The organism is Pseudomonas sp. GW823-FHT02C02 (genome assembly GCF_058797635.1).
Window position 1 is genome coordinate 461,696 of sequence record NZ_JBXAJV010000003.1, and the last position, 26,592, is coordinate 488,287.

The window sequence follows — 26,592 nt, forward strand, 5'->3', positions numbered from 1 at the left end:
ATTTGGCCACGCAAAGGAGTGTTCTCATGGTCAAGCCATTAGCGCTGTTGATCGCCGCGGGTATGCTGGTGGCTTGCGGGAGTAACCCGAAAGCCAAGCCGGAACCTGCGCCGCAGTCAGTGGAAAAAGGCTGCTACCAGGCCGACTGGCAAGCGGAAACCAACCCGGTGATCAACAAGCGTTCCGGGCCTGATGGCCTGGAGAAATACGAGACCCAGACCCCGGCCAAGGAACATGGTTGCCCTTGACGGGTCAGACACTTTACTCAGGGCTGGCGGCGTGCGCCGTCAGTCGAGGAACATGGATGAAAGGTTTTATCGCCGTTACGGCGTTGGCATTGCTGGCCGGTTGCTCGAATTTCAACCTGTTCAAGCCTGCCGAATCGACGGACAACTGGACCACCTGGACCTGCGACAGCCAGGCCAAAGTGCTCTGGCGCTACACCGACGACAGCCGCAAGGAAGTCGACGTGCGCCTCGGCGGGGCCGATCAGGTCTACCGCTTGAAGCTTGAACCGGGCGCCGAAGGTTCGCTGTACAGCAACGACATGCTGGCGTTTCACGTAAAAGGTGAGGAAGGCCTGGTGTACTGGGTCGCCACCAATGATTTGATTGGCCGCGGTTGTAAAGCGCAGTAATTGAAGGCCTGTGCGAAACCTGTAGGAGCGAAGCTTGCTCGCGAAGACGTCATCACATTCAACACATGGGGTGCCAGTTAAACCGCTTTCGCGAGCAAGCTTCGCTCCTACGGGAATTCGATGGCTTGTAGAGATTCAGGCAACACCGAATTCGCAGCCCGGGCCAACCCCCGATCTGCAATAACTTGAATAGCCGCCGCCGCTCCGGCAGGCTGGCACGATTAACGACCCAAACCGGGAGAGACACACACAATGGCACTTATCAGCATGCGCCAGATGCTGGACCACGCAGCCGAGTTCGGCTACGGCGTTCCAGCCTTCAACGTCAACAACCTTGAGCAGATGCGCGCCATCATGGAAGCCGCTGACAAGACTGACTCCCCGGTGATCGTCCAGGCCTCGGCCGGTGCTCGCAAATACGCCGGCGCACCGTTCCTGCGTCACCTGATCCTGGCCGCCATCGAAGAATTCCCGCACATCCCGGTGTGCATGCACCAGGACCACGGCACCAGCCCTGACGTCTGCCAGCGCTCCATCCAGCTGGGCTTCAGCTCGGTAATGATGGACGGTTCCCTGGGCGAAGACGGCAAGACCCCGACTGACTACGACTACAACGTCCGTGTCACCCAACAAACCGTGGCCATGGCTCACGCCTGCGGCGTCTCGGTAGAAGGCGAGCTGGGCTGCCTGGGTTCGCTGGAAACCGGCATGGCCGGTGAAGAAGACGGCATCGGCGCCGAAGGCGTTCTGGATCACAGCCAGATGCTGACCGACCCGGAAGAAGCCGCTGACTTCGTCAAGCGCACCCAGGTCGACGCCCTGGCCATCGCCATCGGCACCAGCCACGGCGCGTACAAATTCACCAAGCCACCTACCGGCGACGTGCTGGCCATCGACCGCATCAAAGAAATCCACAAGCGCATCCCGAACACCCACTTGGTGATGCACGGTTCTTCTTCGGTTCCGCAAGAGTGGCTGGCGATCATCAACCAGTACGGCGGCGACATCAAAGAAACCTACGGCGTGCCGGTTGAAGAGATCGTTGAAGGCATCAAGCACGGCGTGCGTAAGGTCAATATCGATACTGACCTGCGTTTGGCTTCCACCGGTGCGATGCGTCGGTTGATGGCGACCAACCCGAGCGAGTTCGACCCGCGCAAATTCTTCGGCGCGACTGTGACTGCCATGCGTGATGTGTGTATCGCTCGTTACGAAGCATTCGGTACTGCGGGTAATGCTTCGAAGATCAAGCCGATCTCGTTGGAAGCGATGTACCAGCGGTATTTGAAGGGTGAGTTGAACGCTAAGGTTAACTAAGTTTTTAGCGTTTGAGTCGCATAAGAAACCCGCCGAGAGGCGGGTTTTTTGCTTGTAAGGAAGTCGTAATTGATTCGATTTTTCTGTCTCGATAATGTTTATCTTGTACGACCTTGATTTTTGGAATAGTTCCTAAGTGGTCGCGTTGTCTTGGTATTGTTGCGATAGCATGTGTTTCGCGCTTTTTGTTATTTCGAAATTGTATAAATAACTGTAATTTTTTACAGGTGATCCGCAAGTTATTTTGACATATCGTTCATATGCCGTATCCAAGGGGCAAGCGATGTGAATGAACTCATTTCGCTAGCTCTGTTGATTTGCAATTATGGAGATTAATATAATGTTGAATGGAGCATATGAAGGCGGAGATGGTGACAGCAAAGCTATTCTGAAGATCACAGACTCAGATGCTAGTCGCGATATTATAAATGGCGGAACATATGAGTATGCGGGGAAGGTCTATGATGTAAGGGGTAATTTTTATTATATGAGTCAGCCCAATACAAAGGTTGTTATTAATCTGGTATTGGCATCTCGTGACGACTCTCCGAGTTATGAGATGAAATTAATGTCGCCTGATAAAACTTATTCACTGCTGCAAGGTACTGTTTCGTATTTTGGCGGCGGTGCCACGGTGTTTAGTGCAAGTCTTGGAAAGACAGCATAAATGAAGATCTGAAAAAAAGGGGGCGGATCTATTTGACCGTCCCTTTGTTTGCTCTCTGAAAGTCGTTTTCTTTAACTTAAAGGGGACAGATTTATTTAATAATCGTCCCCGGCGTTCTTCTGTTCGAGTCGTTTTGCAGGTCTGCCTTGCACTCGATGTGAGATTCGCAAACCGGTGATTTTTTCAATCTCATCTGTGAATCGGGGATTGCCCGTCAGCTGTCCGCGCTGAAGGGCGCCTCTGATCAACTGCAACTCTGTGGAAGGAATCGTTTGTTCCATAAATGAGGTATAGCGGGCAAGGCGCTCGGCGTGAGTGTTGCCCAGTTCGGTAAAGCAAAGATCTTCATCAAGCCAATGATTTCCGGCTGCTTCGTTGAGGCGAAGGTGCAGACTCGACCAAGGGTAATCCTGTGCACGCTGTACCATTTGCGCTCGCACCGGATTTAGCTCGATGTATCGACTACAAGCCAGCAAATAGGTGTCGGTCTGAACCACGCTGGATTTGTATCGGCTCTCCCACAAGGTTCCGGAGCGTCCTTCCAGCTTGTTGCGATAGCGCGTCATGCGGCCTGCCAGGCCTTTCATCAATTGTCCGAGACTCGCAACGGAGTTACCTGGTGCGAGTAGTAGATGGACATGATTGGTCATCAAGCAGAAGGCATAGACTTTAACGTCGTATAGCGTTTTGAGCTCTCGCAGATCTTCGAGGTAGCGCTGGAAGTCGCCTGGCTCGGCGAACACGACCTGCCTGTTGTGGCCTCGTTGCACGACATGATGCGGATAATTGGGTAAAACAACTCGTCCCATTCTGGGCATATAGCCTCCTACGTCCTTGTAGTGATGGGTGAAGCATAGCAGCAAATAATCGATTAAATAAATCTGTCCCCTTTGTTTGCTTCGAGTTGTCGCTTGCTTTTTAGTTAACTCCGTTATCGCAAAAATGTATAAAAAACTGTCATTTATTACAGGTGATTTAATGCTGGCTGCCGCCTATTGTTTAATGCGTAACCGAGAGAAAAGGAAGGGAAGTGTTAAATAAATCTGCCCCCTTTCTTTGAAACATAAGGCTGGTCGGTTTCTTTTTACTATTATTGAAGGAGAGCAGGGTCATGGAAAATAGTAAATTTGGCGGGAGTAATACTCAACTTTCTATTCCGGCTCGATTGAGTTTGCTGAATGGCGGGGAGCGGATTGATGTAACTCTGAAAGATGGCACCACATTGTCAGGTCTTTTTGTTTCGTATGAAGATAATAAGCTGAAGTTGACGTTGGTTGGCACTGGTCATGATAAAGAGATCTTAGGAGGAACTATAAAGGACCTGCGTGTTCCGCAGATAACAGCAAAAGCGAGATGAAAGTCAGGGCGCGCTGCGGGCCGGCTGTGAGTATTTCGGTCCGCCATGATTTTTATCTTGATTTAAGTAAAAACCCGCAGTGATGCGGGTTTTTATTGCCTGATTTTTACTGCTGCTTAGGTGTATCAAATCCGCGCTGTTCAATGACCCCAAAAACGTCGGCGACGTCCTGAACCATGCTCCGGGCAATGTTGGTGACGGTGTTGATGTCGTTCTCGGCGTAGTCCGGCAGGCTGGTGCACGCCATCAGATTCAAATATTTGAGGACGGCGTTGAGGCGTTCGCTGACGCAGTTGTGGAGTTCGCGTAATGGGGCGTCGTTGTCGATGAGCAGCACGGGGTAGTCGGGTTCGCAGACCGAGGATACGAGGAACCCGGCAGACCCGAAGGTCTCCCACACACAGCCACCATAACAAAGGAGGGCGAGCGTTTACGTGCCCCTTTTTTCGAGGCGCTAGGTTACTACACGTATCGTCAGGGCTGCGAAACCCTATCGCTAACAATGTCAGCGACAGGCCAACTTTAGAAGACAGCGATTCGGGTACCCGCAACCGGGCTGTAGGACGTGTATGCGGTCATTGTGGCAAGGGCACTCGTTCCCATTCGGCGACGTGGGCGCCGTGAATCGGTGACGTGGTGTGTCTGTGGGAATCAGGTGGCAGGATTTGGGGCTACTTCGTAGCCCAGCGGGAGCAAGCTCCCTCGCCACAGTCAGAGGCGTCCTACGCGTTTTTCGGACGATGTAGCAGCTGTCGAGATTGAGAGGACTTCATCCTCGAACGCAGCCTCGCGTTGCTCGACAACTGCTACAGGGGCAGAGGTGTTCTTACTTATCGTGATCAATATCCAACTTGCTGAACGTCACTTTCCCACCTTCGCTGGTGTACCCGGTGTGGTCTTGCACATAGACCCCGGCCTTGAAATAAAGCGGCTTGTCCCGCCACGTCGCGCTGATGTCGGTGTCCCACTGATACCCCGCCGCACTGATGCCCAGCGCGCCGCCCGGGCTCAGGTGGATGAGGTAGGAGAACTCCCGGTCAAGTTTCACCCCGGTGGCGATGGTGATGATCCGGCCTTCGTCGTCATCCGGGCGCATGCGCACCTTGGCGACGATGTTGCCCGATTGCGTGCTGGTCTTGTACTGATACTCGAGCTTCACCATGGGTTTTTGGCTTTCATAGGCGTGGATCTGGCCGATGACGATTTTGCCCGTGCTCGGTACCTGGTTGACTGCGAGGGTGGCGCGCAGGGAGTTGTCGGCGTCCGGGTAGAGCCAGTTTTTCAGGGTGCCGTTGCTGTAGGTTTCGCGCAGTTCGGTGCGGGGGTATTTTGCATTTGCAGTTTTGGAGCCGGTGACCGGGGACCAGAAAAACAGGGTGCCGGTGTCGGAGTGGAAGTATTGATCCTTGAAGCCGTTCACCAGTTTGGGGGTGTCAACGGTGTACGGCGGACTGCCGACAGGAACACTAAGGTTCCAGGTTGCGAGATCGATCATAGTCAAAAGCTTCCACGATTTTTTTTGCTGCACGCCCGTGCCAGAAGCTCTGGCGCGGGCCTTGGGGGCCATCCTTATAAGCGTAGAAGTTCAATTTGTTAATGCGAAAATGACAGATGGATGGCGTCAAAATCCTGTCAAAAGGCCATCCTCCCCGGTTTCAGGGGGCTGTAGAAGCGACCGTTAGTCGGCAAATGTACGTGATGGTTAAATGATGGCGCACTGGCAGCTTCTGCTTTTGCGGATCCCGGTCTAGAGTGAAGGCTCAGTATTTGGCCGGTTTTCACGAGAGACTGGCCTGACGCCCCGAAATAAGAGAAGCAGCATGGAATGCGCGCACCCCACGCCAGCTGAAGGCAGCTCGATCCTTTTAATCGTCGATGATTACCCTGAAAACCTGATCAGCTTGCGCGCGTTGCTCCAGCGCCAGGATTGGCAGGTCATTACCGCAGCTTCCGGTTTCGAAGCGCTCAGTCTGTTGCTCGAACACGATGTCGACCTGGTGCTGCTGGATGTGCAGATGCCGGGCATGGATGGTTTTGAAGTGGCGCGCCTGATGCGCGGCAGTCAGCGAACCCGTCTCACACCGATTATTTTCCTGACCGCTAACGAACAGTCCCAGGACGCCGTGATCAAGGGCTATGCCAGTGGTGCGGTGGATTACCTGTTCAAGCCGTTCGACCCGCAAATTCTCAAGCCCAAAGTTCAGGCGTTGCTCGAGCATCAACGCAATCGCCGTGCCTTGCAGCGCCTGAGCCACGATCTGGAGGTCGCTCGCGCGTTTAATGCCTCGGTGCTGGACAACGCCGCCGAAGGCATCCTGGTGGTGGGTGAGGACGGTGTGATCCGCTTTGCCAACCCGGCGATGTCCCGGTTGCTCAATGCCACGGTGCAAGACCTGCAAGGCAAAGAGTTTCTGGATTTCCTGCAAAAGCCGCACATCCCGGTCTGGGCGGACTCTGACTTTTATACCGGTTACCGGCGCGGCGAAACCCTGCGCCTGCACGACGCGTTGCTGCGAACGGCGCCCGGCCAGCAAGTGCCGGTGGCGCTGTCTTGTGCGCCATTGCCTAGCGAACAACATGCGATGGTGGTGACGGTGCTGGATATGTCGGTGGTGCGCCATCTGCATCAGCAACTGGAATTCCAGGCGGTGACGGATCCGCTGACCGGGCTGCTCAATCGTCGCGGTTTCTACCAGACGGTGGAGAATCTGCTGTTGCGCGGTGAACGGTCCGACAGCGCCTGGGTACTGCTGTACCTGGATCTCGACGGCTTCAAGCGCGTCAACGATTCCCTCGGACACGATGCCGGCGACCGGGTGCTGCGCTGGGTGTCCGAGCAATTGAAAGCCTGTCTGCGGCCCTTTGACATTCTGGCGCGCATGGGCGGCGATGAGTTCACGGCGCTGCTGGATCTGGAGTTCCCGGAGCAAGCGGCGAAGATCGCCGAGAAGCTCATTGAGCGGGTGTCGATCTGTCAGCAGATTGATGGTCTGGATATCGCCTTGGGCGCCAGCATCGGCATCGCCACGTACCCGGATTGCGGTTCGAACCTCGACGGCTTGCTGCGTGCGTCGGACATTGCCATGTACGAAGCCAAACGGGCCGGCCGTCAGCAATACCGTTTCTACGATCACGACATGAATGGCCGGGCGCGCTCGCGGCTGATGCTCGAAGATAGCGTGCGCACCGCCATTGAGAACCGTGATTTCAACCTCGTGTATCAGCCGCAGGTGGCGATAGACAGCGGGCAGATTCGTGGTTTCGAAGCGCTGCTGCGTTGGCAGCACCCGAGCGTCGGTGACGTGCCGCCGGGGCTGTTTTTGCCGTTGCTGGAAGAGGCGCGGCTGATCAGTCGTCTGGGCAGCTGGATTTACCATCGCGGGGCCGGCCAGCGCAAAGCGTGGGAAACCTTGTTTGCCGAAGACCTGGTGCTGGGCGTCAGTTTGAGCAGCACCCAGTTCGGCATGCCCAACCTGGTCACTGAATTGCGCCAGGTGCTGGAGCGTCACGGCTTGCAGCCGCGTTATCTGGAAGTCGAAGTGACGGAAGAAGCGTTGATGCAAAACCCCGAAGAAACCCGCAAGACCCTGCGCTTGCTGCGCAATCTTGGAGTGCGGGTGGCGCTGGATGACTTCGGCTCCGGACCTTGCTCGCTGGCGCATCTGCGCGATCTGGAACTGGACACGCTCAAGTTTGATCGGCATTTGATCGCCCGATTGCCGGCGTCAGAACGGGACGCGGCGCTGGTGCGCAATGTGATCGACCTGTGCAAGCAATACGGGATGTTGGTGATTGCCGAAGGGGTGGAAACCATCACGCAATATGAATGGCTGCAAGCCAACGGCTGCCAGTACGTGCAAGGTTTTCTGGTGGGGCGGCCGATGATGGCCGAGGATGCCGGCGACTTTGTGACGCCGTTTGACTGGAGCGCGCTGATCCGCTGAATTCGCTACACTGGCGACCTTTTCGTGATTCGTGTTGCCGACCCTGATGACTGCGTTGAAATACCTCCAGGCCTATCCCGCTGCGTTGCAGGACCAGGTGCGCCAGCTGATCACCGAAGGTCGGCTGGGCGACTACCTGAGCAAGCGCTACCCGGAAAAACACGCGGTGCAGAGCGACAAGGCGCTGTACACCTTCGCGCTGGACCTCAAGCAGGAATACCTGCGCAACGCGCCGGCCATCGACAAGGTGCTGTTCGACAACCGCCTCGACCTGACCCATCGCGCCCTTGGCCTGCACACGACAATCTCGCGGGTGCAGGGCGGCAAGCTCAAGTCCAAGAAGGAAATCCGGGTGGCCTCGTTGTTCAAGGAAGCACCCTCCGAGTTTCTGAAAATGATCGTCGTGCATGAGCTGGCGCACTTTAAAGAGTCGGATCACAACAAGGCGTTCTACAAGCTCTGCGAACACATGTTGCCGGGGTATCACCAGGTGGAATTTGATCTGCGGGTATACCTGACGTGGCGGGATATGCAGTAAAGGGAGTGTTTGAATGGATGTAAGCAAGACCAAGAGCAGCTTTTATCGCCGGTTGTACGTGGCCTACCTGATCGACAGCGGGTTGGCCAGCAGCGTCCCGGCGCTGACCGAAGCAACCGGCATGCCCCGGCGCACGGCGCAGGACACAATTGCCGCATTGGCGGACCTGGACATCATTTGCGAGTTCGAGCAGGAAGAGGGCGCGCGCAATCATGCGGGGCGCTATCGGATTCGCGAGTGGGGGGCGATTGATCGGGGGTGGATCGAGCGGAATCTGCGGCAGATTAAAGCGGTGCTGGAATACCCGTGATTTGTGGCGTTGCCGATGACGCCTTCGCGGGCAAGCCTCGCTCCTGCAGGTGCGGTGAAATCCCTGCAGGAGCGAGGCTTGCCCGCGAAGAGCCCCTTAAGGGCGACGCATCCCGATATGCGGAATGTCATCCTCCAGAAACTCCTCACCCGCCACCACAAACCCGTACCGTCCGTAATACCCCTGCAAATGCGCCTGGGCCGAAAGATAGATCGGCACCTCGGGCCAGCGTTTTGCGGCCTGCTTCAACGCCTGGGCCATTAATTCATGCCCCAGCCCGGTGCCACGGGCGCCAGGCGCGATAATCACCCGCCCGATCACCACGTCGCCGCCCTGCGTTTCCGGGTCGAGCAAGCGCAGATAGGCCACCAGCCGATCCCCGTCCCACGCCATCAAATGGCAGGTGTCCCCTTCCAGATCCTGGCCATCGACATCCTGATAAGCGCATTTCTGTTCGACGACGAACACTTCTGCGCGCAACTGGAGAATGGCGTACAGCTGCTCTTTCCCCAGATCGCTGTGGTGTTTGCAGACCCAATCGATTGTCATCTTCACTTTCCTTGAGCAACGTCCTTCGGATACTAAGCGTCCCGGCGATATATGTCTTTATGACGGAGCAATCTGTGACGAAGGCCAAAATGCCATCATTCATTTCTCGCGGCACTGTCTTCTTTGTGTAATCTGCGATTGAGCGCAGTGCAGTGGCTTCAATGAGCTAATGTTGAGTACTTGGGTGCTGATACATGTGTCTTGGAGTTTTGGCAGAAAAATGCGTCGGGCAGCCCGCCCGCTAAGGATTTTCTAGCATGCCGCGATTGCATCGAGCGTTTGCTTTGATCGTTCTGCTGTTGCTGACACAGAGCGCGGCAGCGGAGAAGCTGCGTCTGGTCGCCGACGCCTGGCCACCGTTTACCGACGCCACGCTGGTCAACGGTGGCTTGGCCACTGACATTGTCAGCACTGCGCTGGCACGGGCCGGTTACGCCAGTGATTTCGAGCAGGTGCCCTGGGCGCGAGCGTTGCTCGGCGTCGGTGAAGGCCGTTACGACGTGCTGGTCAACGCCTGGTACACCGACGAGCGCACCAAGCTGGGCCAGTTTTCCGGCGAATACCTGCTCAACCGCGTGCGTTTTCTCAAGCGTAAAGACGCGCCCATCGAATACAACAACTTGCAGCAATTGCACACTTACCCGATTGCAGTGGTGCGCGGTTATGCCTATTCACCGGAATTCGATGAGGACGTGTCGTTGCAGAAAGTCCCCGTGCATAACTTCGCCATGGCCGTGCGCATGGTCGCGGCAGACCGGGTCAAGTTGACGCTGGAAGACGAATACGTCGCCCGTTATTACCTGGCTCGGGAATCATCCAAGGTGCGCAATGCCGTGGAGTTCCTGCCCAAGGCATTGAGCGAGAACAGCTTGCACATATTGGTCAGCCTGAAAAATCCGCAGCATGAACAGATCGTCGCCGGTTTCGATCGCGAGATTGCGGAGATGAAGGCTGATGGCAGTTATGAGCGGTTGATGAAGCAGCATGGGATGTAAGCCTCGGTGTGGCTGATGGCCCTATCGCGAGCAGGCTCGCTCCCACAGGATTTGCACCGAATCTGTGGGAGCGAGCCTGCTCGCAATGGGGCTCGCCCAGTCACTACAGATCTCAGGCTTCACTGGTGTCCTTGATCAGATGCGCCGCCAACGTCCGCAACGGCCCCAACTGCCGGCAGATCAACGCCAACTGCGTCTGTACCAGCCGCTGCCCTTCATCGATCTCATCCGGCATTTGCTCCAGCTCATTGGCCAGCGCCTCTTCGGCATCGCTCTGAATCGCAATTGGCTGTTTGCTCGCCAACCCTTGGGCGATCTCGTCGATGCTGGCCGCCAGGCTCACGCCCGCGCCGTCGATCAAATGCTCGCGAACATCCGTCGGTAACTGGGTTTCACGGTGCGCACCCAATCCCGACAAGTAGCTGAGCAACGTGTGCGACAGCACCAGGAAGCGAAACCCGACATCCGCTTCCTTACGGAAATGCCCTGGCTCCATGAGCATGTTGGCCAGCGTCGTCGACAATGCCGCATCAGCGTTGTGCGCATTGCGCCGGGCCAGGCGATAGGCCAGGTCGTCGCTTTTGCCGGCGGCGTATTGCTGCATGATCTGGCGCAGGTAAATGCTGTTGCAGGTCAGGGTATTGGCCAGCACTTTGTTCAGGCGTCGGCCCTGCCAGTCCGGCAGGAACAGGAACACCGCGAGCCCGGCGATCAAGCTGCCGAGCAAGGTGTCGAACAGCCGCGGCAGGAACAGCCCGTAACCATCACCGACCTGATTGAAGCAGAACAGCACCATCAAGGTAATCGCGGCGGTCGCCAACGTGTAGCGCGTGGTGCGGTTGATAAAGAACACCACTCCGGCTGCGATCGCGAAGCACGACTGGACCAGCGGATTGGGGAACAGATCGAACAGCGCCCAGGCCACCGTCAGGCCAATCGCGGTGCCGATGATCCGTTGGCCCAGTTTGCGTCGAGTGGCGCCGTAGTTTGGCTGGCAGACAAACAGCGTGGTGAGGATGATCCAGTAACCTTGCGAGGGGTGAATCAAGTGCACCATGCCGTAGCCGATGCTCAAGGCCAGGGGCAGGCGCAGTGCATGGCGGAACAGCAGCGAGGTCGGCGTCAGCTGCGTGCGCAAGCGAATCCATACATCCTTGAGGTTGCGCGGCGAGCGGTCGAGCAGGCTGCTGTCGGTGGCGTCGGCCAGGGCGTCGGGGTTGCTGGCGTCGCTGAGCAAACGGTCGAGGGTGCCGAGGTTGGCGGCCAATGCCCGCAAAGAGCGCAACAGACCGCGCCAGGCCGGGTTGCTCTGGATGCGCAGGTGTTCGATGGAGGCGTGCAGGTCGCTCAACGCTTCGGCGAAGCTGGCGTCATAGATGAACGGCTGGCGCATCTGGATCGATTCCGCCAGCGCCCGGCAGGCTTTGCCTTGCTGGCGTAGCAGACGCTGGCAACGGAACAGCACGTCGCTGTGAAAGAACGCCTCGGCCAGCGCGTTGTAAGGGTAGTGCGAAGAACTGGCGCGCTCGTGGATGTCCTGAGCGAGGAAGTACAGCTTGAGGTAGCGGCTGACTTTCGAACCCGGTCGTCCATTGCCGACCCGGTGCAGGATAATTTCCTTGGCAGCGTTGAGTGCCGCGACAACTCGACCGTTTTGCTGCGCCAGTTCCAGTCGGCGTGCTTCCACGTCCATCTGCCGAATCGGCTCGAACAGCGACGATTTCAGCTTCAAGTAAAAACCCAGTTCACGGAACAACCGAGCCAGGCTCTGCTGCACCGGCTGGTTGGAAAACATCGCCTGCCACAGCACCGAGAGCAAGCCGTACCAGGCGGCGCCGGCCACCAGCAGCACCGGTTCGTGCCAGAAATCGGTGACCGCGCCGCCGCGCTGATCCACGCCGATCATGGTGTAGACCGACAGAATCAACGTCGCCGAGGCAATCGCGCCATAGCGTTCGCCGAGGGCGCCGAGCATGGTCAGGCCGAAACTGGCGAGGGCCAGGGCGATGACAAAAACGATGGGGTAGGGGAACAGCAATTCGACGGAGAGGGCGGCGACGCTGAAGCACACCAGCGTCACGGCCAGCGCGTTGAGGCGACCCTGCCAACTGTCGTCGGTCTCGGCCAGGGCGCTGGCGATGATCCCCAGGAACAACGGGATCAGCAGCCCCATTTCATCCTGATACCAACAGACGGCCATGCTGCCGGTCAGGGCGATGAACACCCGCACGCTGTAGCTGAATTTATCCAGCGCCCAGAGACGGCGCAGCGACTGACGAAATGAGGTCGATGACATGAAGTGCGAAGGCCTTCCGAGGCAATGCCGCTAAATTGAGCCAGTAATGACGTCGACGCAATGGCGCCGATCACATCTGACAGCAAAATCTGTTCCTTGATTGTTCAGTGTTGTCTGTTCGGACGCCTTCGCGATCCGACTTGCCCGCGAAAAACGATGACGCGGTGTATCAGACGTACTGCGCAGCGGCATAACCCGAGGCCCAGGCCCATTGGAAGTTGAAGCCGCCCAGGTGTCCGGTGACGTCGAGCACTTCACCGATGAAATACAGGCCAGGGCTTTTCAGCGATTCCATGGTCTTGGATGACACTTCATGAGTGTCGACACCGCCCAAAGTCACTTCCGCTGTGCGATAGCCCTCGGTGCCGGCAGGAACCACTTTCCAGCTCGCCAGTTTTTCGGCGATGTCGGCGATTTCCGCGTGGGTGTATTGCTTCATCGGTTTGGAGACGAACCAGTTGTCCGCCAGCAAGTTGGCCATCTTCTTGGTGAAGATTTCACCGAGAAGGGTTTTCAACTCGCTGTTCGGGCGTTCGGCTTGCTGCTGTTGCAGCCAGCTCGGCACGTCGTGGTCCGGCATCAAGTTGATCTGGACCGTGTCGCCGGATTCCCAGAACGAGGAAATCTGCAAAATCGCCGGGCCACTGAGGCCGCGATGGGTGAACAGGATGTTCTCGCGAAAGCTCTGGTCGTTGCAGCTCACCAGGCAATCCACCGATGTACCGGACAGCTCGGTGCACAGTTCCTTGAGCTGATCGGTGATGGTGAACGGCACCAGGCCGGCACGGGTCGGTAGCAGTTCGTGACCGAACTGCTTGGCGACCTGATAACCGAAACCGGTGGCGCCCAGGGTCGGAATCGACAGACCACCCGTGGCGATGACCAGGGATTCACAGGTCAGTTGACCGAGCGTCGTGTCGAGCAAGTAACCGCTTTCGAGCTTCTCGATGGTCTGGATCGAGGTGTCCAGGTGCAGGCTGACGCCGACCTGATCGCATTCGGTGAGCAGCATCTCAAGGATGTCGCTGGATTTGTTATCGCAGAACAGTTGGCCGAGTTTCTTCTCGTGATACGGCACGCCGTGCTTGGCGACCATACCGATGAAATCCCACTGGGTGTAGCGCGCCAATGCGGATTTGCAGAAGTGTTCGTTTTGCGAGAGGAAATTGCCCGGTTCTGTGTACATGTTGGTGAAATTGCAGCGGCCACCGCCCGACATCAGGATTTTCTTGCCGGCCTTGTTCGCATGGTCGAGCAACATCACCTTGCGCCCACGTCCGGCGGCGGTCAGCGCACACATCAACCCTGCGGCGCCAGCGCCAATGATCACGACTTCGGTAGAGCGCAAAACGGTGTCCTCACACAGGAGCTTATATTGATCGTTCCCACGCTCTGCGTGGGAATGCCGCCATGGACGCTCTGTGACGCGGAGCGTGGGAACGATCAGGCAGGGGGGAGTTGCGGCGTTCTTAGAGGATACGAACGCGCAACGAACGGCCTTTGATCTTGCCGTCGTTCAGGCGCTGCAAGGCTTGCTTGGCGATCCCGCGTTCAACAGCCACATATGCCTGGAAGTCGAAAATCGCGATCTTGCCGACCTGAGCGCCCGGAATACCGGCATCGCCCGTCAGTGCACCCAGAATGTCGCCCGGACGCACTTTGTCTTTACGGCCTGCGCCGATGACCAGCGTGCTCATCACCGGCAGCAGCGGTGCGCCGCCCTGGGATTTGAGGTTGTCCAGCTGATCCCAGCTCAACGGCGACTTCTGCAGGAGCTCGATGGCCTGGGCGCGGTGCGCTTCGGACGGCGCGACCAGGCTGATCGCAATGCCTTTCTCGCCAGCACGACCGGTACGGCCGACACGGTGAATGTGGATTTCCGAGTCACGGGCCAGCTCGACGTTGATCACCATGTCCAGCGCATCGATGTCCAGGCCGCGCGCGGCGACGTCGGTGGCGACCAGTACCGAAGTACTGCGGTTGGCGAACATGGCCAGCACCTGGTCACGGTCACGCTGTTCCAGATCGCCGTGCAGGCCGACGGCGGAAATGCCTTTGGAGGTCAGGTGATCGACGGTTTCCTGAACCTGCTGCTTGGTGAAGCAGAAGGCGACGCAGGACGCCGGACGGTGATGCGCGAGGACTTTGACCACCGCGTCCATGCGCTCTTCCGGGGAGATTTCGTAGAAGCGCTGCTCAATCTGCGTGTCGTCGTGGAACGCTTCGGCCTTCACGATCTGCGGGTTACGCATGAATTTCGCCGCCAATTGCTTGATGCCCGTCGGATAGGTGGCGGAGAACAGCAGGGTCTGGCGACGTTCAGGGCTCTGGGCGATGATTTCTTCGATGGAATCGTAGAAACCCATGTCGAGCATGCGGTCGGCTTCATCGAGGATCAGCGTGTTCAGGCCATGGAGAATCAGCGAACCCTTGCGCAGGTGCTGCTGAATCCGACCAGGAGTGCCGACGATGATGTGCGCACCGTGCTCCAGCGAGCCGATCTGCGGGCCGAAAGCCACGCCGCCGCACAGGGTCAGGACCTTGATGTTGTCTTCGGCGCGGGCCAGGCGACGGATTTCCTTGGCGACCTGGTCGGCCAACTCGCGAGTCGGGCAGATGACCAGCGCCTGGCAACCGAAGAAGCGCGGATTGATCGGGTTCAGCAGGCCGACACCGAAGGCGGCGGTCTTGCCGCTACCGGTCTTGGCCTGCGCGATCAGGTCCATCCCCTTGAGGATCACCGGCAAGCTTTGCGCCTGGATCGGCGTCATCTCGGCATAACCCAAAGAGTCGAGGTTAGCCAGCATGGCGGCGGATAGCGGCAAAGTATTAAAAGCGGTGGCAATGGTGGTCACGGGACTGGCCTGCAAAACAAAATGTCGCGCAGTGTATCAGTCCCATGGCCATTCGCCCGTAGTTTCCAGACGAGAAGTCGCCGAGCGCAGGCACTTATCGTCTGGAAACTAAGGCTCTATGTGTTCTTCCGGGCTTCTGACGCGCCGTCCGTCTTCCTTTGAGAGCTGGGAGAAGATCGTCGCGGCCAGCATCGCCATGATTCCGACCGTCACAAACGTCAGCTGGAACGCACCCAGCACCGTGTCCACGCCATCGTTGCCGATCTCTGCGGTAAAGCCGCCGAGCAACGCGCCGGCACAGGCAACGCCAAGGCTCAGGGACAATTGCGCGACCACCGACAGCAGGCTGTTGCCGCTGCTGGCGCTGGCGTCGTCGAGGTCGATCAGGGTCACGGTGTTCATCGCGGTGAACTGCAAGGAGTTGATCGCGCCGAGAATCGCCAGCATCCCCAGCAGCAGCCAGTACGGCGTCTGCTCGCTGACCAGGCCCATGCTCGCCAGCATCAGCCCCAGCGCCAGGGTGTTGCCGGTGAGCACGATGCGATAGCCCAGGCGCTCAATCAGCGGACGCGCCACCGATTTGGCGACCATCGCCGCAGCGGCCAGCGGCAACATGCTCATCCCGGCTTGTGACGGCGAATAACCCAGCGCCACTTGCAGCAACAACGGCACGAGGAACGGCAGGGCGCCGCTGCCCAGGCGGGCGAACAGGTTGCCGAGGATGCCCACGGCAAACGTCCGGGTCTTGAACAGCGACGGCGCGAACAGCGGATTATCGATGTGCCCGGCGCGCAGCCAATACGCCGCCAGACACGCCATGCCGCCGAACAGCAGTAACATCACCCGCAAGTGCGGCAGGTGCAGTTCACCGAGGCCTTCCATGGCGATGGTGATCAGAATCATCGCCGCGCCGAACAGCAAAAAGCCCAGGCTGTCGAAACGCGTGCGTTCAGTGCCGCGCAGGTCGGGAATGAACTTCCACACGGCGTAGCAGCCGATGGCGCCCACCGGCAGGTTGATCAGGAAGATCCAGTGCCAGGTCAGGTATTCGACCATCCAGCCGCCCATGGTCGGGCCGATCAACGGACCGAGCAGGCCGGGAATGGTGATGAAGCCCATGATCCGCACCAGCTCCGAGCGCGGATAGGCGCGCAGCACCACCAGCCGCCCGACCGGCAGCATCAATGCACCGCCCAGGCCTTGTATCACTCGGGCACCGATCAGCATGCTCAGGGTGCTCGACAAGGCGCAGAGCAATGAGCCGAGGCTGAACAGCAGGATTGCGCCGAAGAAGATTTTCTTGGTGCCGAAGCGGTCGGCGATCCAGCCCGAGGCAGGAATCAGCAGCGCGACGGTGAGCATGTAGGCAATGATCACGCCCTGCATGCGCAGCGGATCTTCGGCCAGATCCCGGGCCATGGCGGGCAGGGCGGTGTTGAGGATGGTCCCGTCGAGGGATTGCATGAAGAAGGCGATGGCGACGACCCACGGCACCCAGCGGGCGGTGACAGCGTCGAGAGGCGGGCGGTTGGGCATGGGACCTCGTGTGAGTCGGAGTTAATGATCGTTCCCACGCTCCGCGTGGGAATGCAGTCCGGGACGGTCCGCGTCCCTGCCGAAGCGGACGCGTAGCGTCCATTGAGGCATTCCCACGCAGAGCGTGGGCACGATCGGTGTCAGAGGGTCAAGGTCAGCTTGCTGATCAGCGCCCCCGGCAACAACGCCGAGGCTGTGGCCCGCTGGCTGTAGGTGCTGGCCGACAACATAAGCTCACGCTCCTCGGTCAACGCTTCCAGTTGGGAACCAAGCAGACTGTACGCACTGTCATCAAAGCGCATGGTGCTCACCGGCGCCTGAATCTCGCCGTTCTCGACCCAGAACGTCGCGAATCGCGTCATGCCGGTCAGGCGTGCCGCCGGTTGGTCCGAGTAGTTCAGGTACCAGAGGTTGCTGATGTACAGACCGGTGCCCAGTTGCTTGAGAATCTCTGCATCGGGCAGCGTACCGGCGGCCATGTTCACAGCACTCGGCATTTCACCGCCGCTGGCGCCATTGGCGGTCAGGCCGTATTCGGCGGCACTGCGTGAACTGACCATCTGCGCGCCCGCCTTGCCTTCGACGATCAAGCCAAGATCGCTGCGCGGATAACCTTCGCCCGAGAACGCCGGGCTCAACGAACCGCTGACCTTTTCATCAACCGACACCAACGGGCTGAACGCACTGTCGCCCGCATACAGCTTCTGCAACGGGCTGCTTTTGGTGGCAATCGACTGTGCCGAGAAACCGCCCCAGCCCAGCATGTCCATTATTTCTCCCAAGGCTGCCGGTGCCAGATAGGCGCGGTACTGACCGGGCGCCAGGGTGCGTTGCGGTCTGCCGAGGAATGCCAACTGCTCACGCGCCTGCGCAAAGCGCTTGGCAAAACCTTCGCTGTTCCAGTCGTGCCCGGCGTAACTGGCTTTCACCGCTTGGCCGTTTTCATGGACCAGACTGAAATCAAAGTTGAAGCTGTTGGCCTGATGCCAGCCAAGCGCCCCCGAAGAACTGGCGAAACCACGACTGATCGGGCCGGCGGCGTAGAAGCCGACCAGATCCAGCCCCTCGGCGGCCTGGGTGATTTCGGCCACGACCTGCTCGGTGTCCGGCAGCGGATGCTCCTGTACGTTCTTGCTCTGCCAACCGTTGTGGTTGAGCAGCAGGTAGGGATCCTGCGGCAGCAGCGGCAAGGTTTCGCGCAACTGTTGCAGACCTTCGGCCAGGCGCTGAAGGTCGACTTCCTGATCGCCGGCCAGCGTGATGTTGAGGTCAGCATGCCGACCCTCGTTGATCAGCTTGAAACCGACGCTCGCCTGCTGCACCTGGCCGGCCTGACGCACCTTGGCGTGGTTGAAGCGCACGAAGGCCGAGGATTCGGCGGCGTAACTTAGAGTGAACTGTTCCGGCTCGCGAATCGCATCACGCAGCCAATTGACCAAGGCCTTGAACGCATCGGCCTGACTTTTTGAAGTACTCATCAGGCATCCCCCCCAAACACATCAACGTTGCTGAACACACAGGCCGGCGAGGCATGGCCGACGCGGATCACCTGGTTCGGCTCGCCCTTGCCGCAGTTCGGCGTGCCCAGGACCTTGACGGAGTTGGCATCGCCAACGGCGCTGAGGTTTTTCCAGAATTGCGCGGAAATCGCCCGGTAGTTCGGGTTCTTGACCACGCCTTTGAGTTCGCCGTTTTCGATCAGTTGGCCCCATTCACAGCCGAACTGGAATTTGTTGCGTGCATCGTCGATGGACCAGGACCGGTTGGTGCTCATCAAGATGCCGTGCTCGATGTTGCCGATCATCTGCTCCAGCGGTTGATCGCCGGCCTCGATGTTCAGGTTGGCCATGCGATCGATCGGCGGACGGTTCCAGCTGCAGGCGCGGCTGTTGGCCACGCCATCCATGCCCGCGCGAAACTGCGACAGCGCGCCGCCCAATGGGCGCAGCAGCAAGCCTTCTTTAATCAGGAATTGTTTGCTGGCAGCAGTGCCGTCGTCGTCATGGCCATAGCTGGCGAGCTGTTCGGGAATCTCCGGGTCGAAGGTCACGTTCAGCAGTTTCGAGCCGTACTGCAGGCTGCCGAAGTCTTCTGCCTTGACGAAACTGGTGCCGGCGTAATTGCGCTCGTCACCGAGGATGCGGTCCAGTTCCAATGGGTGGCCAATCGATTCGTGGATTTGCAGCATCATCTGGTCCGGCATCAGCAACAGGTCACGCGGGCCTTTCGGGGTGTTCGGCGCCAGCAGCAATTGCAGCGCCTGATCGGCGATTTTCGGACCGGCACCGACCAGGCCGCAGCGGCTGATCACATCAAAACCGCCCTGTTGACCGAAGTTCTCGCGGCCCAGGGTTCGGGTCTGGCTGTCGTTGCCGTCGTAGGCCGTGACTTCCAGGCTCGGGTAGACGAACCGCTGGGCCTGGCGCAGTTCGGCACCGGCGTTGCTGAGGTAGATCTGTTCGACATGGGTGATGCCGATGCTCACTTCCCAGTTCACCAGTCGCTCGTCCTTGGGCACGGATGCGGATTCGGCGCCGAGCAGTTGGTAGCAATCGCTCAGGGAAGGGAAGGGCTGGTCGAGGTTCGGCGAAAAGTAGTCGGCGCGGTCGCTGGAGACCACCTGTGCGCTCAGGTCGAGCAGGGCGTGGGGCTTGAGTCGGCGCGCTTGTTGCTCGGCCTTCTCCAGTGCGGCTTGCAGGCCTTGTTGCGACAGGTCGTTGGTCGCGGCGTAGGCTTCGACGCCGTTGACACGCACGGTCAGCATCGCGCCTTCGTCACGGCTCAGGCTCGGAGGTTCGGCGACATTCTTGCGCACCGACAGGTACTGGCCGGACTCGCGTACATAACGCAGCGAAAAGAATTCAGCGCCCGTGCGCAAGGCAGCGAAGCGCTGCTTGAGCTGGGGGTGGAAATCGAACATTCGGGAACCTCCTTGGTCTGGAGTGGCGGTGCAGCGGTGTTGCGAAGGGGGGGTGAAACGTTTGCGTGGCGCTAGATTAGGCCTGGGCGGGGGGTAGGATCAAGGGTGGAGCGGTGTAGGAAGGGATTACCGGTATGTGTCAGTTAGAGATGTGTTGCTTGGTCGGGCCCCTTCGCGGGCAAGCCTCGCTCCTACAAGTAATTGCGTTCCCTTGTAGACGCGAGGTTTGCCCGCGAAGGGCGCACCTCGGTATTAAGTCTTACTGAGCGGTAAGGCTCACTTCCCGCAACGGCTTGCCACGCACCGGCGCATCGCCGGCCACGTAGTAATCGGCCTTGCTGCGCGGTAACGGCTGGCGACCACGGATCTTGTCGGCGATTTTCTCGGCGATCATGATCGTTGGTGCGTTCAGGTTGCCGGTGGTGATGATCGGCATGATCGAGGCATCGACCACACGCAGGGCTTGCAGACCATGCACTCGACCTTCGCCATCGACCACGGCCATCTCGTCGGTGCCCATCTTGCACGAGCAGGAAGGATGGAACGCGGTTTCGGCGTGTTCGCGGATGAACTTGTCGAGCTGCTCATCGGTTTGCACGTCGATGCCCGGGCTGATTTCGCGACCACGGAAAGCGTCCAGTGCGGGCTGTTGCATGATTTCACGGGTCAGGCGAATGCCGTCGCGGAATTCCTGCCAGTCCTGCTCGGTGGCCATGTAGTTGAACAGGATGCTCGGGTACTCGCGCGGATCCTTGGACTTGGCCTGGATGCGACCACGACTCGGCGAACGCATGGAACCCATGTGCGCCTGGAAACCGTGCTCTTTCACACCGTTGCTGCCGTTGTAGTTAATCGCGACCGGCAGGAAGTGGTACTGGATGTTCGGCCAATCGAATTCTTCGCGGGTACGAATGAAACCGCCCGCTTCGAACTGGTTGCTGGCGCCGATGCCGGTGCCGTTGAACAGCCATTCGGCACCGATGGCCGGCTGGTTGTACCAGAGCAGCGACGGGTACAGCGAGACCGGTTGGGTGCAGGCGTATTGCAGGTACAACTCGAGGTGATCCTGCAGGTTTTCGCCGACGCCGGGCAGGTCATGGACCACCGGGATGTCGAGCTTGTTCAGCAGTTCAGCCGGGCCGACGCCGGAGCGTTGCAGAATCTGCGGCGACGCGATGGCGCCGGAGCACAGCAGCACTTCTTTGCGGGCACGGGCTTCAACGCGCTCTTCAGCGGCACCGATCAGGTAACGCACGCCAACGGCACGCTTGCCTTCGAACAGGATCTTGTCGGTCAGGGCGTGGGTGACGATGGTCAGGGTCGAACGCTTCTTGGCGATGTCCAGGTAACCGCGAGCGGTGCTGGCGCGGCGGCCGTTCGGCGTCACGGTGCGGTCCATCGGGCCGAAGCCTTCTTGCTGGTAACCGTTGAGATCTTCGGTGCGCGGGTAACCGGCCTGTACGCCTGCTTCAACCATCGCGTGGAACAGCGGGTTGTTGCCGGCTTTCGGCGTGGTCACGCTGACCGGACCGTCGCCACCGTGGTAGTCGTTCGGGCCGATGTCGCGGGTTTCAGCCTTGCGGAAGTACGGCAGGCAGTTCAGGTAGTCCCAGTCTTCAAGACCTGGAAGCTTGGCCCAGTTGTCGTAGTCCATCGCGTTGCCGCGGATGTAGCACATGCCGTTGATCAGCGAGGAACCGCCGAGGCCCTTGCCGCGACCGCATTCCATCTTGCGACCGTCCATGTGTGGCTCTGGATCGGTTTCGTAGGCCCAGTTGTAGCGACGGCCTTGCAGCGGGAACGCCAGGGCGGCCGGCATTTGCGTGCGGAAGTCCAGACGGTAGTCCGGGCCGCCTGCTTCGAGCAGCAGGACGGTGACGCCTTCGTCTTCAGTCAGACGGGTCGCCAGGGTGTTACCGGCCGAGCCGGCACCGATGATGATGTAATCGAATTCTTGGGACATAGGCCCTCCGGGAGTTTCAAGCTTCAAGCTTCAAGCTTCAAGCTGCAAGAGAGCAGCGAGCGGTGTTGAGATGGAGCGGCAAACCAAACTGCTTTTACTTGCAGCTTGCAGCTTGAAGCTTGCCGCTTGTCGCTGGATCAGCTAATCAAAATACCGAAACGTACTCACCCAGTTCGACTTGCACGGACTTGATGCGCGTGAAGTTATTGAGAGAGCTGATCCCGTTTTCACGACCAACACCGGACTGCTTGTAGCCGCCGACCGGCATCTTCGCGTCAGACTCGCCCCAGGCGTTGATCCAGCAGATACCAGCTTCCAGTTGATGAATCACGCGGTGAGCGCGGTTCAGGTCCTTGGTTACGATGCCGGCGGCGAGGCCAAAGTCGGTGTCGTTGGCACGACGGATCACTTCTTCTTCGGTGTCGTAGGTCAGGATCGCCATCACCGGGCCGAAGATTTCTTCGCGAACGATGGTCATCTCGTCGGTGCAGTCGGTGAACACGGTCGGGGCCACGAACGCGCCTTTGGCGAATTCGCCTTCGGTCAGACGATTGCCGCCGCACAGCACGCGAGCACCTTCTTCCTTACCTTTGGCGATGTAACCCAGCACGCTTTCCATGTGGGCGAAGCTGACCAGCGGGCCGAAGTTGGTGTTCTCGTCTTCCGGGTTGCCGATGCGGATGCGCGCAACGCGCTCAGCGATCTTGGCTTCGAAAGCGGCTTTCAGGTGAGTCGGCACGAACACGCGAGTGCCGTTGGTGCAGACCTGACCGGAACTGTAGAAGTTGGCCATCATCGCGGTGTCGGCGGCGCGATCGAGGTCGGCGTCGTCGAAGATGATCAGCGGGGATTTGCCGCCCAGTTCCATGGTCACGTCTTTCAGCGACGAAGCGGAAGCGCTGGCCATGACCTTCTTGCCGGTGTCGGTGCCACCGGTGAAGGATATTTTTTCGATGCGTGGGTGCTCGGTCAACCAGGTGCCGACTTCACGACCGCTGCCGGTCAACACGTTGAATACGCCGGCTGGCAGGCCTGCCTCGGTGTAGATCTCGGCCAGTTTCAGCGTGGTCAGGGAAGTGACTTCGCTTGGCTTGAAGATCATCGCGTTACCGGCCGCCAGGGCTGGCGCGGATTTCCACAGGGCGATCTGGATCGGGTAGTTCCACGCGCCGATGCCGGCCACGACACCCAGCGGCTCGCGACGGGTGTAGACGAACGACGTGGTACGCAGCGGGATCTGCTCGCCTTCGATGGCGGGCACCAGGCCTGCGTAGTACTCCAGCACGTCGGCACCGGTGACGATGTCGACATACTTGGTTTCGGAGAACGACTTGCCGGTGTCCAGGGTTTCCAGGGCGGCCAGCTCATCGTTGCGCTCGCGCAGGATGTCAACGGCACGACGCAGGATGCGCGAACGCTCCATGGCGGTCATTGCGGCCCAGATTTTCTGGCCCTTTTCGGCGCTGACTACCGCGCGCTCAACGTCTTCCTTGGTCGCACGCTGTACGGTTGCGAGGACTTCACCGTTAGCCGGGTTGATGGCTTCGAAGGTGGCGTCGCTGCTGGCGTCGGAGTAACCGCCATCGATGTAAAGTTTTTGCAGTTCGAAACGGGCCATAGTGTCCTCGCAAGTGCATAAGTGGTTGGCGTAGGCCACTGGAGTGAAGCCATAGGGTTGTGGCAACACCGATCAGCAGCAGTTCAGGGGTTGAGCGATTTATGTGTGCTCTAACTCACCTGCTTGGCCAGTTGAAAGTCCATGTATTCGTAAGCGATCCGGTGCGCCTGCTCGGTGTCGAAAGCATCTCCCGACAGCGCGCCGCGCAACCACAAACCGTCAATGAGGGCTGCCAGGCCCCGGGCTGCACTGCGCGCGTCATCGAGCGGCAATACGCGGCGGAACTGGCAGCACAGGTTGGAATACAGGCGGTGATCGTTGATCCGCTGCAACCTGTGCAAAGACGGGTGGTGCATGCTGGTGGCCCAGAAGGCCAGCCAGGTTTTCATTGCCGGGCCATTGACCTGGCTGGCGTCGAAGTTGCCTTCGATGATCACCTGGAGGTGCGCCCGCGGGCTGCTGTCCTCCAGCGCCTGACGGCGCGCGGTGACGTTCTCGCTCAGGACACTCATCAGATACTGCGCCGTGGCAGCAATCAGGCCGTTCTTGTCCTGAAAATAGTGACTGATGATGCCATTCGAGACACCGGCCAAACGGGCGATCAGCGCAATGCTGGCGTCCCCCATTCCGACCTGATCAACCGCCTGCAATGTGGCTTCGATCAATTGCTGGCGGCGGATGGGTTGCATACCGACCTTGGGCATCTTGCACATCTCCTTAGGCCTTCCGGCGGACGTAAAACGTCTATCGGATTGAGGGCCAGTCTATTTTGTTTTGATTGAACGTTCAATCAACAAAGAATAAGATCTGCGACAATTCGTCGCTGCTTACAGATTTTTCCTACGTGTAAATGACGATAAACCGACATCCAAAACGGCTCGAAACCCCTACGCACTGGCGTTCCGGGCTTCGGGCTTTTTTCGGGGTGTCTTTATATCACCCGTCGGTCGGCTGCCAACTAACCGATTGGTCGGGTACCGCGTTGCCTTGTGTTCTTCTCTCGCACTGCCTGGAGCATCTGTGCCATGAGTTCTGCCTCTCTAATAAAGACCCCGCCCGAGAAGGTGACGGTCAACGGTTGGGTGTTCTACACCTCTACCGCGCTGATTCTGTTGTTGACCGCCATTCTGATCATCGCCCCGCAAGAGGCCGGCAGATTGCTCGGCATCGCCCAGGCCTGGTTGTCCCGCAGCTTCGGCTGGTACTACATGGTGGTGATCGCCGCCTACCTGGTATTTGTCGTCGGCCTGGCGTTTTCGTCCTACGGCAAGCTCAAGCTGGGCAGCAAGGACGACACCCCGGACTTCAGCTACGGCGCGTGGGCGGGGATGCTGTTCTCGTCGGGTATCGGCATTTCGCTGCTGTACTTCGGTGCTTCCGAGCCGCTGGACCATTACTTCAACCCGCCGGAAGGCGTGGCTGCCAGCAACATGGCCGCCCGTCAGGCTGTGCAGCTGACATTCCTGCATTGGGGCCTGCATGGCTGGGCGATCTACGCCTTGGTCGGCCTGGCCGTGGCGTACTTTGCCTACCGTCATAACCAGCCGCTGGCGTTGCGTTCGGCGCTGTATCCGCTGGTGGGCGAGCGTTGGGTCAAAGGCGCGGCCGGTCACGCGGTGGACGGTTTCGGCATGTTCGTGACCCTGCTGGGGCTGGTGACGAACCTGGGGATTGGTTCGCTGCAAGTGTCGTCGGGCCTTGAAAACCTGTTCGGCATGGAACACAGCAACACCAACCTGCTGATCGTGATCATCGTGATGAGCACCGTGGCGACCATCGCGGCTGTGTCGGGTGTGGAAAACGGCATTCGCCGTCTGTCGAACCTGAACATCGTACTGTTCAGCGGTCTGCTGATTTTCGTGCTGCTGTTCGGCCCGACCTTGCACCTGTTGAACGGCTTCGTGCAGAACGTCGGCGACTACCTGAACGGCGTGGTCCTGAAGACTTTCGACCTCTACGTCTACGAAGGCGACAGTGAGAAGTCCGACCGCTGGCTGGGCTTGTGGACCCTGTTCTACTGGGCCTGGTGGATTTCCTGGGCCCCATTCGTCGGCATGTTCATCGCGCGTATTTCCCGTGGTCGCACGGTGCGTGAACTGGTGGCCGGCGTGCTGCTGATCCCGCTGGGGTTCACCCTGGCGTGGCTGTCGATCTTCGGTAACTCGGCCCTGGACCTGGTGATGAACCATGGGGCGGTGGAGCTCGGAAAGACGGCGCTCGAACAGCCGTCGATGGCGATCTACCAATTGCTTGAGCATTACCCGGCATCGAAGATTGTGATCGGCGTGTCGATCTTCGTCGGTTTCGTGCTGTTCCTGACCCCGGCGGATTCCGGCGCGGTGATGATGGCCAATCTTTCCTGCAAGGGCGGTAACGTCGATGAAGATGCGCCGCACTGGTTGCGGATCTTCTGGTCGGCGGTGATCACCCTGGTGACCATCGGCCTGCTGTTCGCCGGTAACTTCGAAGCGATGCAAACCATGGTGGTGTTGGCCGGTCTGCCGTTCTCGGTGGTGCTGGTGTTCTTCATGTTTGGCCTGCACAAGGCGATGCGCCAGGACGTGCAGATCGAACAGGAGCAAGCGGAGCTCGCAGCACGCGGTCGCCGTGGTTTCAGCGAGCGTTTGACGCAGCTGGACCTGCAACCGAATCAGTCGATCGTTCAGCGTTTCATGGACAAGCAAGTCAGCCCGGCGCTGGAAGATGCGGCCGTGCAATTGCGTGCCCAGGGTCTGGACGTGCAAACGTTGCTGGGCAAGTCCAAGCGTTGCATGGGTGTGCGCATCGAGATGGAAGAGGGCAACCCTTTTGTCTACGAAGTGAGCCTGGATGGCTATCTGGCGGCGGCGAGTGAAACGGTGTCGGCCGAAAGCGCTGACGAACCGCGTGCGCGCTATTACCGCGCCGAGGTTTACCTGCACAACGGCAGCCAGGATTACGATTTGATGGGCTTCACTCAGGATCAGATCACCCGTGACGTGCTCGATCAGTTCGAAAGCCATCGGCAGCTCCTTGGCCGTGTCTATAGCTGAAACTTGAGGTCATGCGGTGCAAGTTGCTGCACCGCAGATCCATTGTGGCGAGGGAGCT

23 protein-coding genes are annotated in these 26,592 nt (G+C 59.0%); 10 read left to right on the forward strand and 13 right to left on the reverse strand.

Annotated features, from left to right (window positions below; all coding sequences use genetic code 11):
* Window positions 1-26 precede the first annotated feature (26 nt).
* The 4 genes from AC1ROI_RS07555 (at window position 27) to AC1ROI_RS07570 (ending at window position 2,621) form a co-directional block, all read left to right on the forward strand.
* Entirely contained in the window at window positions 27-248 is a 222-nt protein-coding gene (locus AC1ROI_RS07555) for a hypothetical protein (RefSeq protein ID WP_010466937.1), read from the forward strand.
* 56 nt (window positions 249-304) lie between these two features.
* Entirely contained in the window at window positions 305-637 is a 333-nt protein-coding gene (locus AC1ROI_RS07560; protein ID WP_077747251.1) for an MliC family protein, read from the forward strand.
* A 252-nt stretch (window positions 638-889) separates the two neighbouring features.
* The gene (gene fba, locus AC1ROI_RS07565) at window positions 890-1,954 is read left to right on the forward strand and encodes a class II fructose-bisphosphate aldolase (protein WP_008081027.1); all 1,065 of its coding nucleotides are present in this window, start codon (window positions 890-892) and stop codon (window positions 1,952-1,954) included.
* A 340-nt stretch (window positions 1,955-2,294) separates the two neighbouring features.
* Entirely contained in the window at window positions 2,295-2,621 is a 327-nt protein-coding gene (locus tag AC1ROI_RS07570) for a hypothetical protein (RefSeq protein WP_010466945.1), read from the forward strand.
* A 95-nt stretch (window positions 2,622-2,716) separates the two neighbouring features.
* Here the strand turns inward: AC1ROI_RS07570 and AC1ROI_RS07575 are convergent, their stop codons facing one another.
* Entirely contained in the window at window positions 2,717-3,439 is a 723-nt protein-coding gene (locus tag AC1ROI_RS07575) for a transposase (RefSeq protein WP_102593720.1), read from the reverse strand.
* A gap of 293 nt (window positions 3,440-3,732) precedes the next feature.
* Between AC1ROI_RS07575 and AC1ROI_RS07580 the strand changes: the two genes are divergently transcribed.
* Window positions 3,733-3,978, forward strand: a complete 246-nt coding sequence (locus AC1ROI_RS07580) for a hypothetical protein (RefSeq protein ID WP_102593721.1) — start codon at window positions 3,733-3,735, stop codon at window positions 3,976-3,978.
* 106 nt (window positions 3,979-4,084) lie between these two features.
* On the opposite strand, the gene AC1ROI_RS07585 is transcribed toward AC1ROI_RS07580, so the two are convergent.
* Together AC1ROI_RS07585 and AC1ROI_RS07590 are read right to left on the reverse strand one after the other, a co-directional pair.
* On the reverse strand, window positions 4,085-4,378 hold the full coding sequence (locus tag AC1ROI_RS07585; RefSeq protein ID WP_102593722.1) for a fructose-bisphosphate aldolase: 294 nt from the start codon (window positions 4,376-4,378) through the stop codon (window positions 4,085-4,087).
* 426 nt (window positions 4,379-4,804) lie between these two features.
* On the reverse strand, window positions 4,805-5,473 hold the full coding sequence (locus AC1ROI_RS07590) for a polysaccharide lyase family 7 protein (protein ID WP_077747256.1): 669 nt from the start codon (window positions 5,471-5,473) through the stop codon (window positions 4,805-4,807).
* Between the two features lie 325 nt (window positions 5,474-5,798).
* Here AC1ROI_RS07590 and AC1ROI_RS07595 point away from each other — a divergent pair, with 325 nt between their 5' ends.
* Genes AC1ROI_RS07595 through AC1ROI_RS07605 form a run of 3 tightly spaced genes read left to right on the forward strand, consistent with a single transcriptional unit; the run spans window position 5,799 to window position 8,770 of the window.
* Window positions 5,799-7,922 carry a putative bifunctional diguanylate cyclase/phosphodiesterase gene (locus AC1ROI_RS07595; RefSeq protein WP_102593723.1) on the forward strand — a complete coding sequence of 708 codons (2,124 nt, stop codon included), beginning with the start codon at window positions 5,799-5,801 and terminating at the stop codon, window positions 7,920-7,922.
* Window positions 7,923-7,968: 46 nt separating this feature from the next.
* Window positions 7,969-8,460: a M48 metallopeptidase family protein gene (locus AC1ROI_RS07600; protein ID WP_010466956.1), complete on the forward strand. Its 492-nt coding sequence runs from the start codon at window positions 7,969-7,971 to the stop codon at window positions 8,458-8,460.
* Window positions 8,461-8,473: 13 nt separating this feature from the next.
* Complete coding sequence (locus AC1ROI_RS07605; RefSeq protein WP_010466964.1) at window positions 8,474-8,770, forward strand: winged helix-turn-helix domain-containing protein; 297 nt, start codon at window positions 8,474-8,476, stop codon at window positions 8,768-8,770.
* Between the two features lie 96 nt (window positions 8,771-8,866).
* Here AC1ROI_RS07605 and AC1ROI_RS07610 read toward each other — a convergent pair whose 3' ends face one another.
* Window positions 8,867-9,319 (reverse strand): GNAT family N-acetyltransferase, encoded by a 453-nt coding sequence (locus AC1ROI_RS07610; RefSeq protein ID WP_102593725.1) that lies wholly within the window; start codon window positions 9,317-9,319, stop codon window positions 8,867-8,869.
* Between the two features lie 257 nt (window positions 9,320-9,576).
* Here AC1ROI_RS07610 and AC1ROI_RS07615 point away from each other — a divergent pair, with 257 nt between their 5' ends.
* Window positions 9,577-10,314: a substrate-binding periplasmic protein gene (locus AC1ROI_RS07615; protein WP_010466971.1), complete on the forward strand. Its 738-nt coding sequence runs from the start codon at window positions 9,577-9,579 to the stop codon at window positions 10,312-10,314.
* A 112-nt stretch (window positions 10,315-10,426) separates the two neighbouring features.
* Here AC1ROI_RS07615 and yccS read toward each other — a convergent pair whose 3' ends face one another.
* From yccS to betI, 9 genes are all read right to left on the reverse strand, one after another.
* The gene (yccS, locus tag AC1ROI_RS07620) at window positions 10,427-12,610 is read right to left on the reverse strand and encodes a YccS family putative transporter (protein ID WP_102593726.1); all 2,184 of its coding nucleotides are present in this window, start codon (window positions 12,608-12,610) and stop codon (window positions 10,427-10,429) included.
* 169 nt (window positions 12,611-12,779) lie between these two features.
* Window positions 12,780-13,958, reverse strand: coding sequence for a BaiN/RdsA family NAD(P)/FAD-dependent oxidoreductase (locus AC1ROI_RS07625; RefSeq protein WP_102593727.1), 1,179 nt, complete (start codon window positions 13,956-13,958; stop codon window positions 12,780-12,782).
* Between the two features lie 121 nt (window positions 13,959-14,079).
* Window positions 14,080-15,417 (reverse strand): ATP-dependent RNA helicase DbpA, encoded by a 1,338-nt coding sequence (gene dbpA, locus AC1ROI_RS07630; RefSeq protein WP_229801809.1) that lies wholly within the window; start codon window positions 15,415-15,417, stop codon window positions 14,080-14,082.
* A gap of 156 nt (window positions 15,418-15,573) precedes the next feature.
* The gene (mdtD, locus tag AC1ROI_RS07635) at window positions 15,574-17,001 is read right to left on the reverse strand and encodes a multidrug transporter subunit MdtD (protein WP_010466979.1); all 1,428 of its coding nucleotides are present in this window, start codon (window positions 16,999-17,001) and stop codon (window positions 15,574-15,576) included.
* Window positions 17,002-17,141: 140 nt separating this feature from the next.
* Window positions 17,142-18,479, reverse strand: coding sequence for a TldD/PmbA family protein (locus AC1ROI_RS07640; protein ID WP_102593728.1), 1,338 nt, complete (start codon window positions 18,477-18,479; stop codon window positions 17,142-17,144).
* The gene (locus AC1ROI_RS07645; RefSeq protein WP_083375596.1) at window positions 18,479-19,921 is read right to left on the reverse strand and encodes a TldD/PmbA family protein; all 1,443 of its coding nucleotides are present in this window, start codon (window positions 19,919-19,921) and stop codon (window positions 18,479-18,481) included. The genes AC1ROI_RS07640 and AC1ROI_RS07645 overlap by 1 nt, the downstream gene beginning before the upstream one ends.
* A 259-nt stretch (window positions 19,922-20,180) precedes the next feature.
* Entirely contained in the window at window positions 20,181-21,884 is a 1,704-nt protein-coding gene (gene betA / locus AC1ROI_RS07650; protein WP_077747261.1) for a choline dehydrogenase, read from the reverse strand.
* Between the two features lie 145 nt (window positions 21,885-22,029).
* Complete coding sequence (gene betB / locus AC1ROI_RS07655) at window positions 22,030-23,502, reverse strand: betaine-aldehyde dehydrogenase (protein WP_010466983.1); 1,473 nt, start codon at window positions 23,500-23,502, stop codon at window positions 22,030-22,032.
* Between the two features lie 110 nt (window positions 23,503-23,612).
* Window positions 23,613-24,206 carry a transcriptional regulator BetI gene (gene betI / locus AC1ROI_RS07660; RefSeq protein WP_010466984.1) on the reverse strand — a complete coding sequence of 198 codons (594 nt, stop codon included), beginning with the start codon at window positions 24,204-24,206 and terminating at the stop codon, window positions 23,613-23,615.
* 378 nt (window positions 24,207-24,584) lie between these two features.
* Here betI and AC1ROI_RS07665 point away from each other — a divergent pair, with 378 nt between their 5' ends.
* Entirely contained in the window at window positions 24,585-26,534 is a 1,950-nt protein-coding gene (locus AC1ROI_RS07665; RefSeq protein WP_224795543.1) for a BCCT family transporter, read from the forward strand.
* Window positions 26,535-26,592 lie beyond the last annotated feature (58 nt).

What these genes read in the sequence shown, in the direction of transcription:
- yccS (WP_102593726.1), bottom strand. Translation starts at nt 12,610, where the DNA reads ATGTCATCGACCTCATTTCGTCAGTCGCTGCGCCGTCTCTGGGCGCTG.
- AC1ROI_RS07560 (WP_077747251.1), top strand. Translation starts at nt 305, where the DNA reads ATGAAAGGTTTTATCGCCGTTACGGCGTTGGCATTGCTGGCCGGTTGC.
- AC1ROI_RS07610 (WP_102593725.1), bottom strand. Translation starts at nt 9,319, where the DNA reads ATGACAATCGATTGGGTCTGCAAACACCACAGCGATCTGGGGAAAGAG.
- AC1ROI_RS07595 (WP_102593723.1), top strand. Translation starts at nt 5,799, where the DNA reads ATGGAATGCGCGCACCCCACGCCAGCTGAAGGCAGCTCGATCCTTTTA.
- AC1ROI_RS07570 (WP_010466945.1), top strand. Translation starts at nt 2,295, where the DNA reads ATGTTGAATGGAGCATATGAAGGCGGAGATGGTGACAGCAAAGCTATT.
- AC1ROI_RS07605 (WP_010466964.1), top strand. Translation starts at nt 8,474, where the DNA reads ATGGATGTAAGCAAGACCAAGAGCAGCTTTTATCGCCGGTTGTACGTG.
- AC1ROI_RS07600 (WP_010466956.1), top strand. Translation starts at nt 7,969, where the DNA reads ATGACTGCGTTGAAATACCTCCAGGCCTATCCCGCTGCGTTGCAGGAC.
- dbpA (WP_229801809.1), bottom strand. Translation starts at nt 15,417, where the DNA reads ATGCTGGCTAACCTCGACTCTTTGGGTTATGCCGAGATGACGCCGATC.
- AC1ROI_RS07640 (WP_102593728.1), bottom strand. Translation starts at nt 18,479, where the DNA reads ATGAGTACTTCAAAAAGTCAGGCCGATGCGTTCAAGGCCTTGGTCAAT.
- AC1ROI_RS07575 (WP_102593720.1), bottom strand. Translation starts at nt 3,439, where the DNA reads ATGCCCAGAATGGGACGAGTTGTTTTACCCAATTATCCGCATCATGTC.
- betA (WP_077747261.1), bottom strand. Translation starts at nt 21,884, where the DNA reads ATGTCCCAAGAATTCGATTACATCATCATCGGTGCCGGCTCGGCCGGT.
- fba (WP_008081027.1), top strand. Translation starts at nt 890, where the DNA reads ATGGCACTTATCAGCATGCGCCAGATGCTGGACCACGCAGCCGAGTTC.
- betB (WP_010466983.1), bottom strand. Translation starts at nt 23,502, where the DNA reads ATGGCCCGTTTCGAACTGCAAAAACTTTACATCGATGGCGGTTACTCC.
- AC1ROI_RS07615 (WP_010466971.1), top strand. Translation starts at nt 9,577, where the DNA reads ATGCCGCGATTGCATCGAGCGTTTGCTTTGATCGTTCTGCTGTTGCTG.
- betI (WP_010466984.1), bottom strand. Translation starts at nt 24,206, where the DNA reads ATGCCCAAGGTCGGTATGCAACCCATCCGCCGCCAGCAATTGATCGAA.
- mdtD (WP_010466979.1), bottom strand. Translation starts at nt 17,001, where the DNA reads ATGCCCAACCGCCCGCCTCTCGACGCTGTCACCGCCCGCTGGGTGCCG.
- AC1ROI_RS07555 (WP_010466937.1), top strand. Translation starts at nt 27, where the DNA reads ATGGTCAAGCCATTAGCGCTGTTGATCGCCGCGGGTATGCTGGTGGCT.
- AC1ROI_RS07645 (WP_083375596.1), bottom strand. Translation starts at nt 19,921, where the DNA reads ATGTTCGATTTCCACCCCCAGCTCAAGCAGCGCTTCGCTGCCTTGCGC.
- AC1ROI_RS07590 (WP_077747256.1), bottom strand. Translation starts at nt 5,473, where the DNA reads ATGATCGATCTCGCAACCTGGAACCTTAGTGTTCCTGTCGGCAGTCCG.
- AC1ROI_RS07580 (WP_102593721.1), top strand. Translation starts at nt 3,733, where the DNA reads ATGGAAAATAGTAAATTTGGCGGGAGTAATACTCAACTTTCTATTCCG.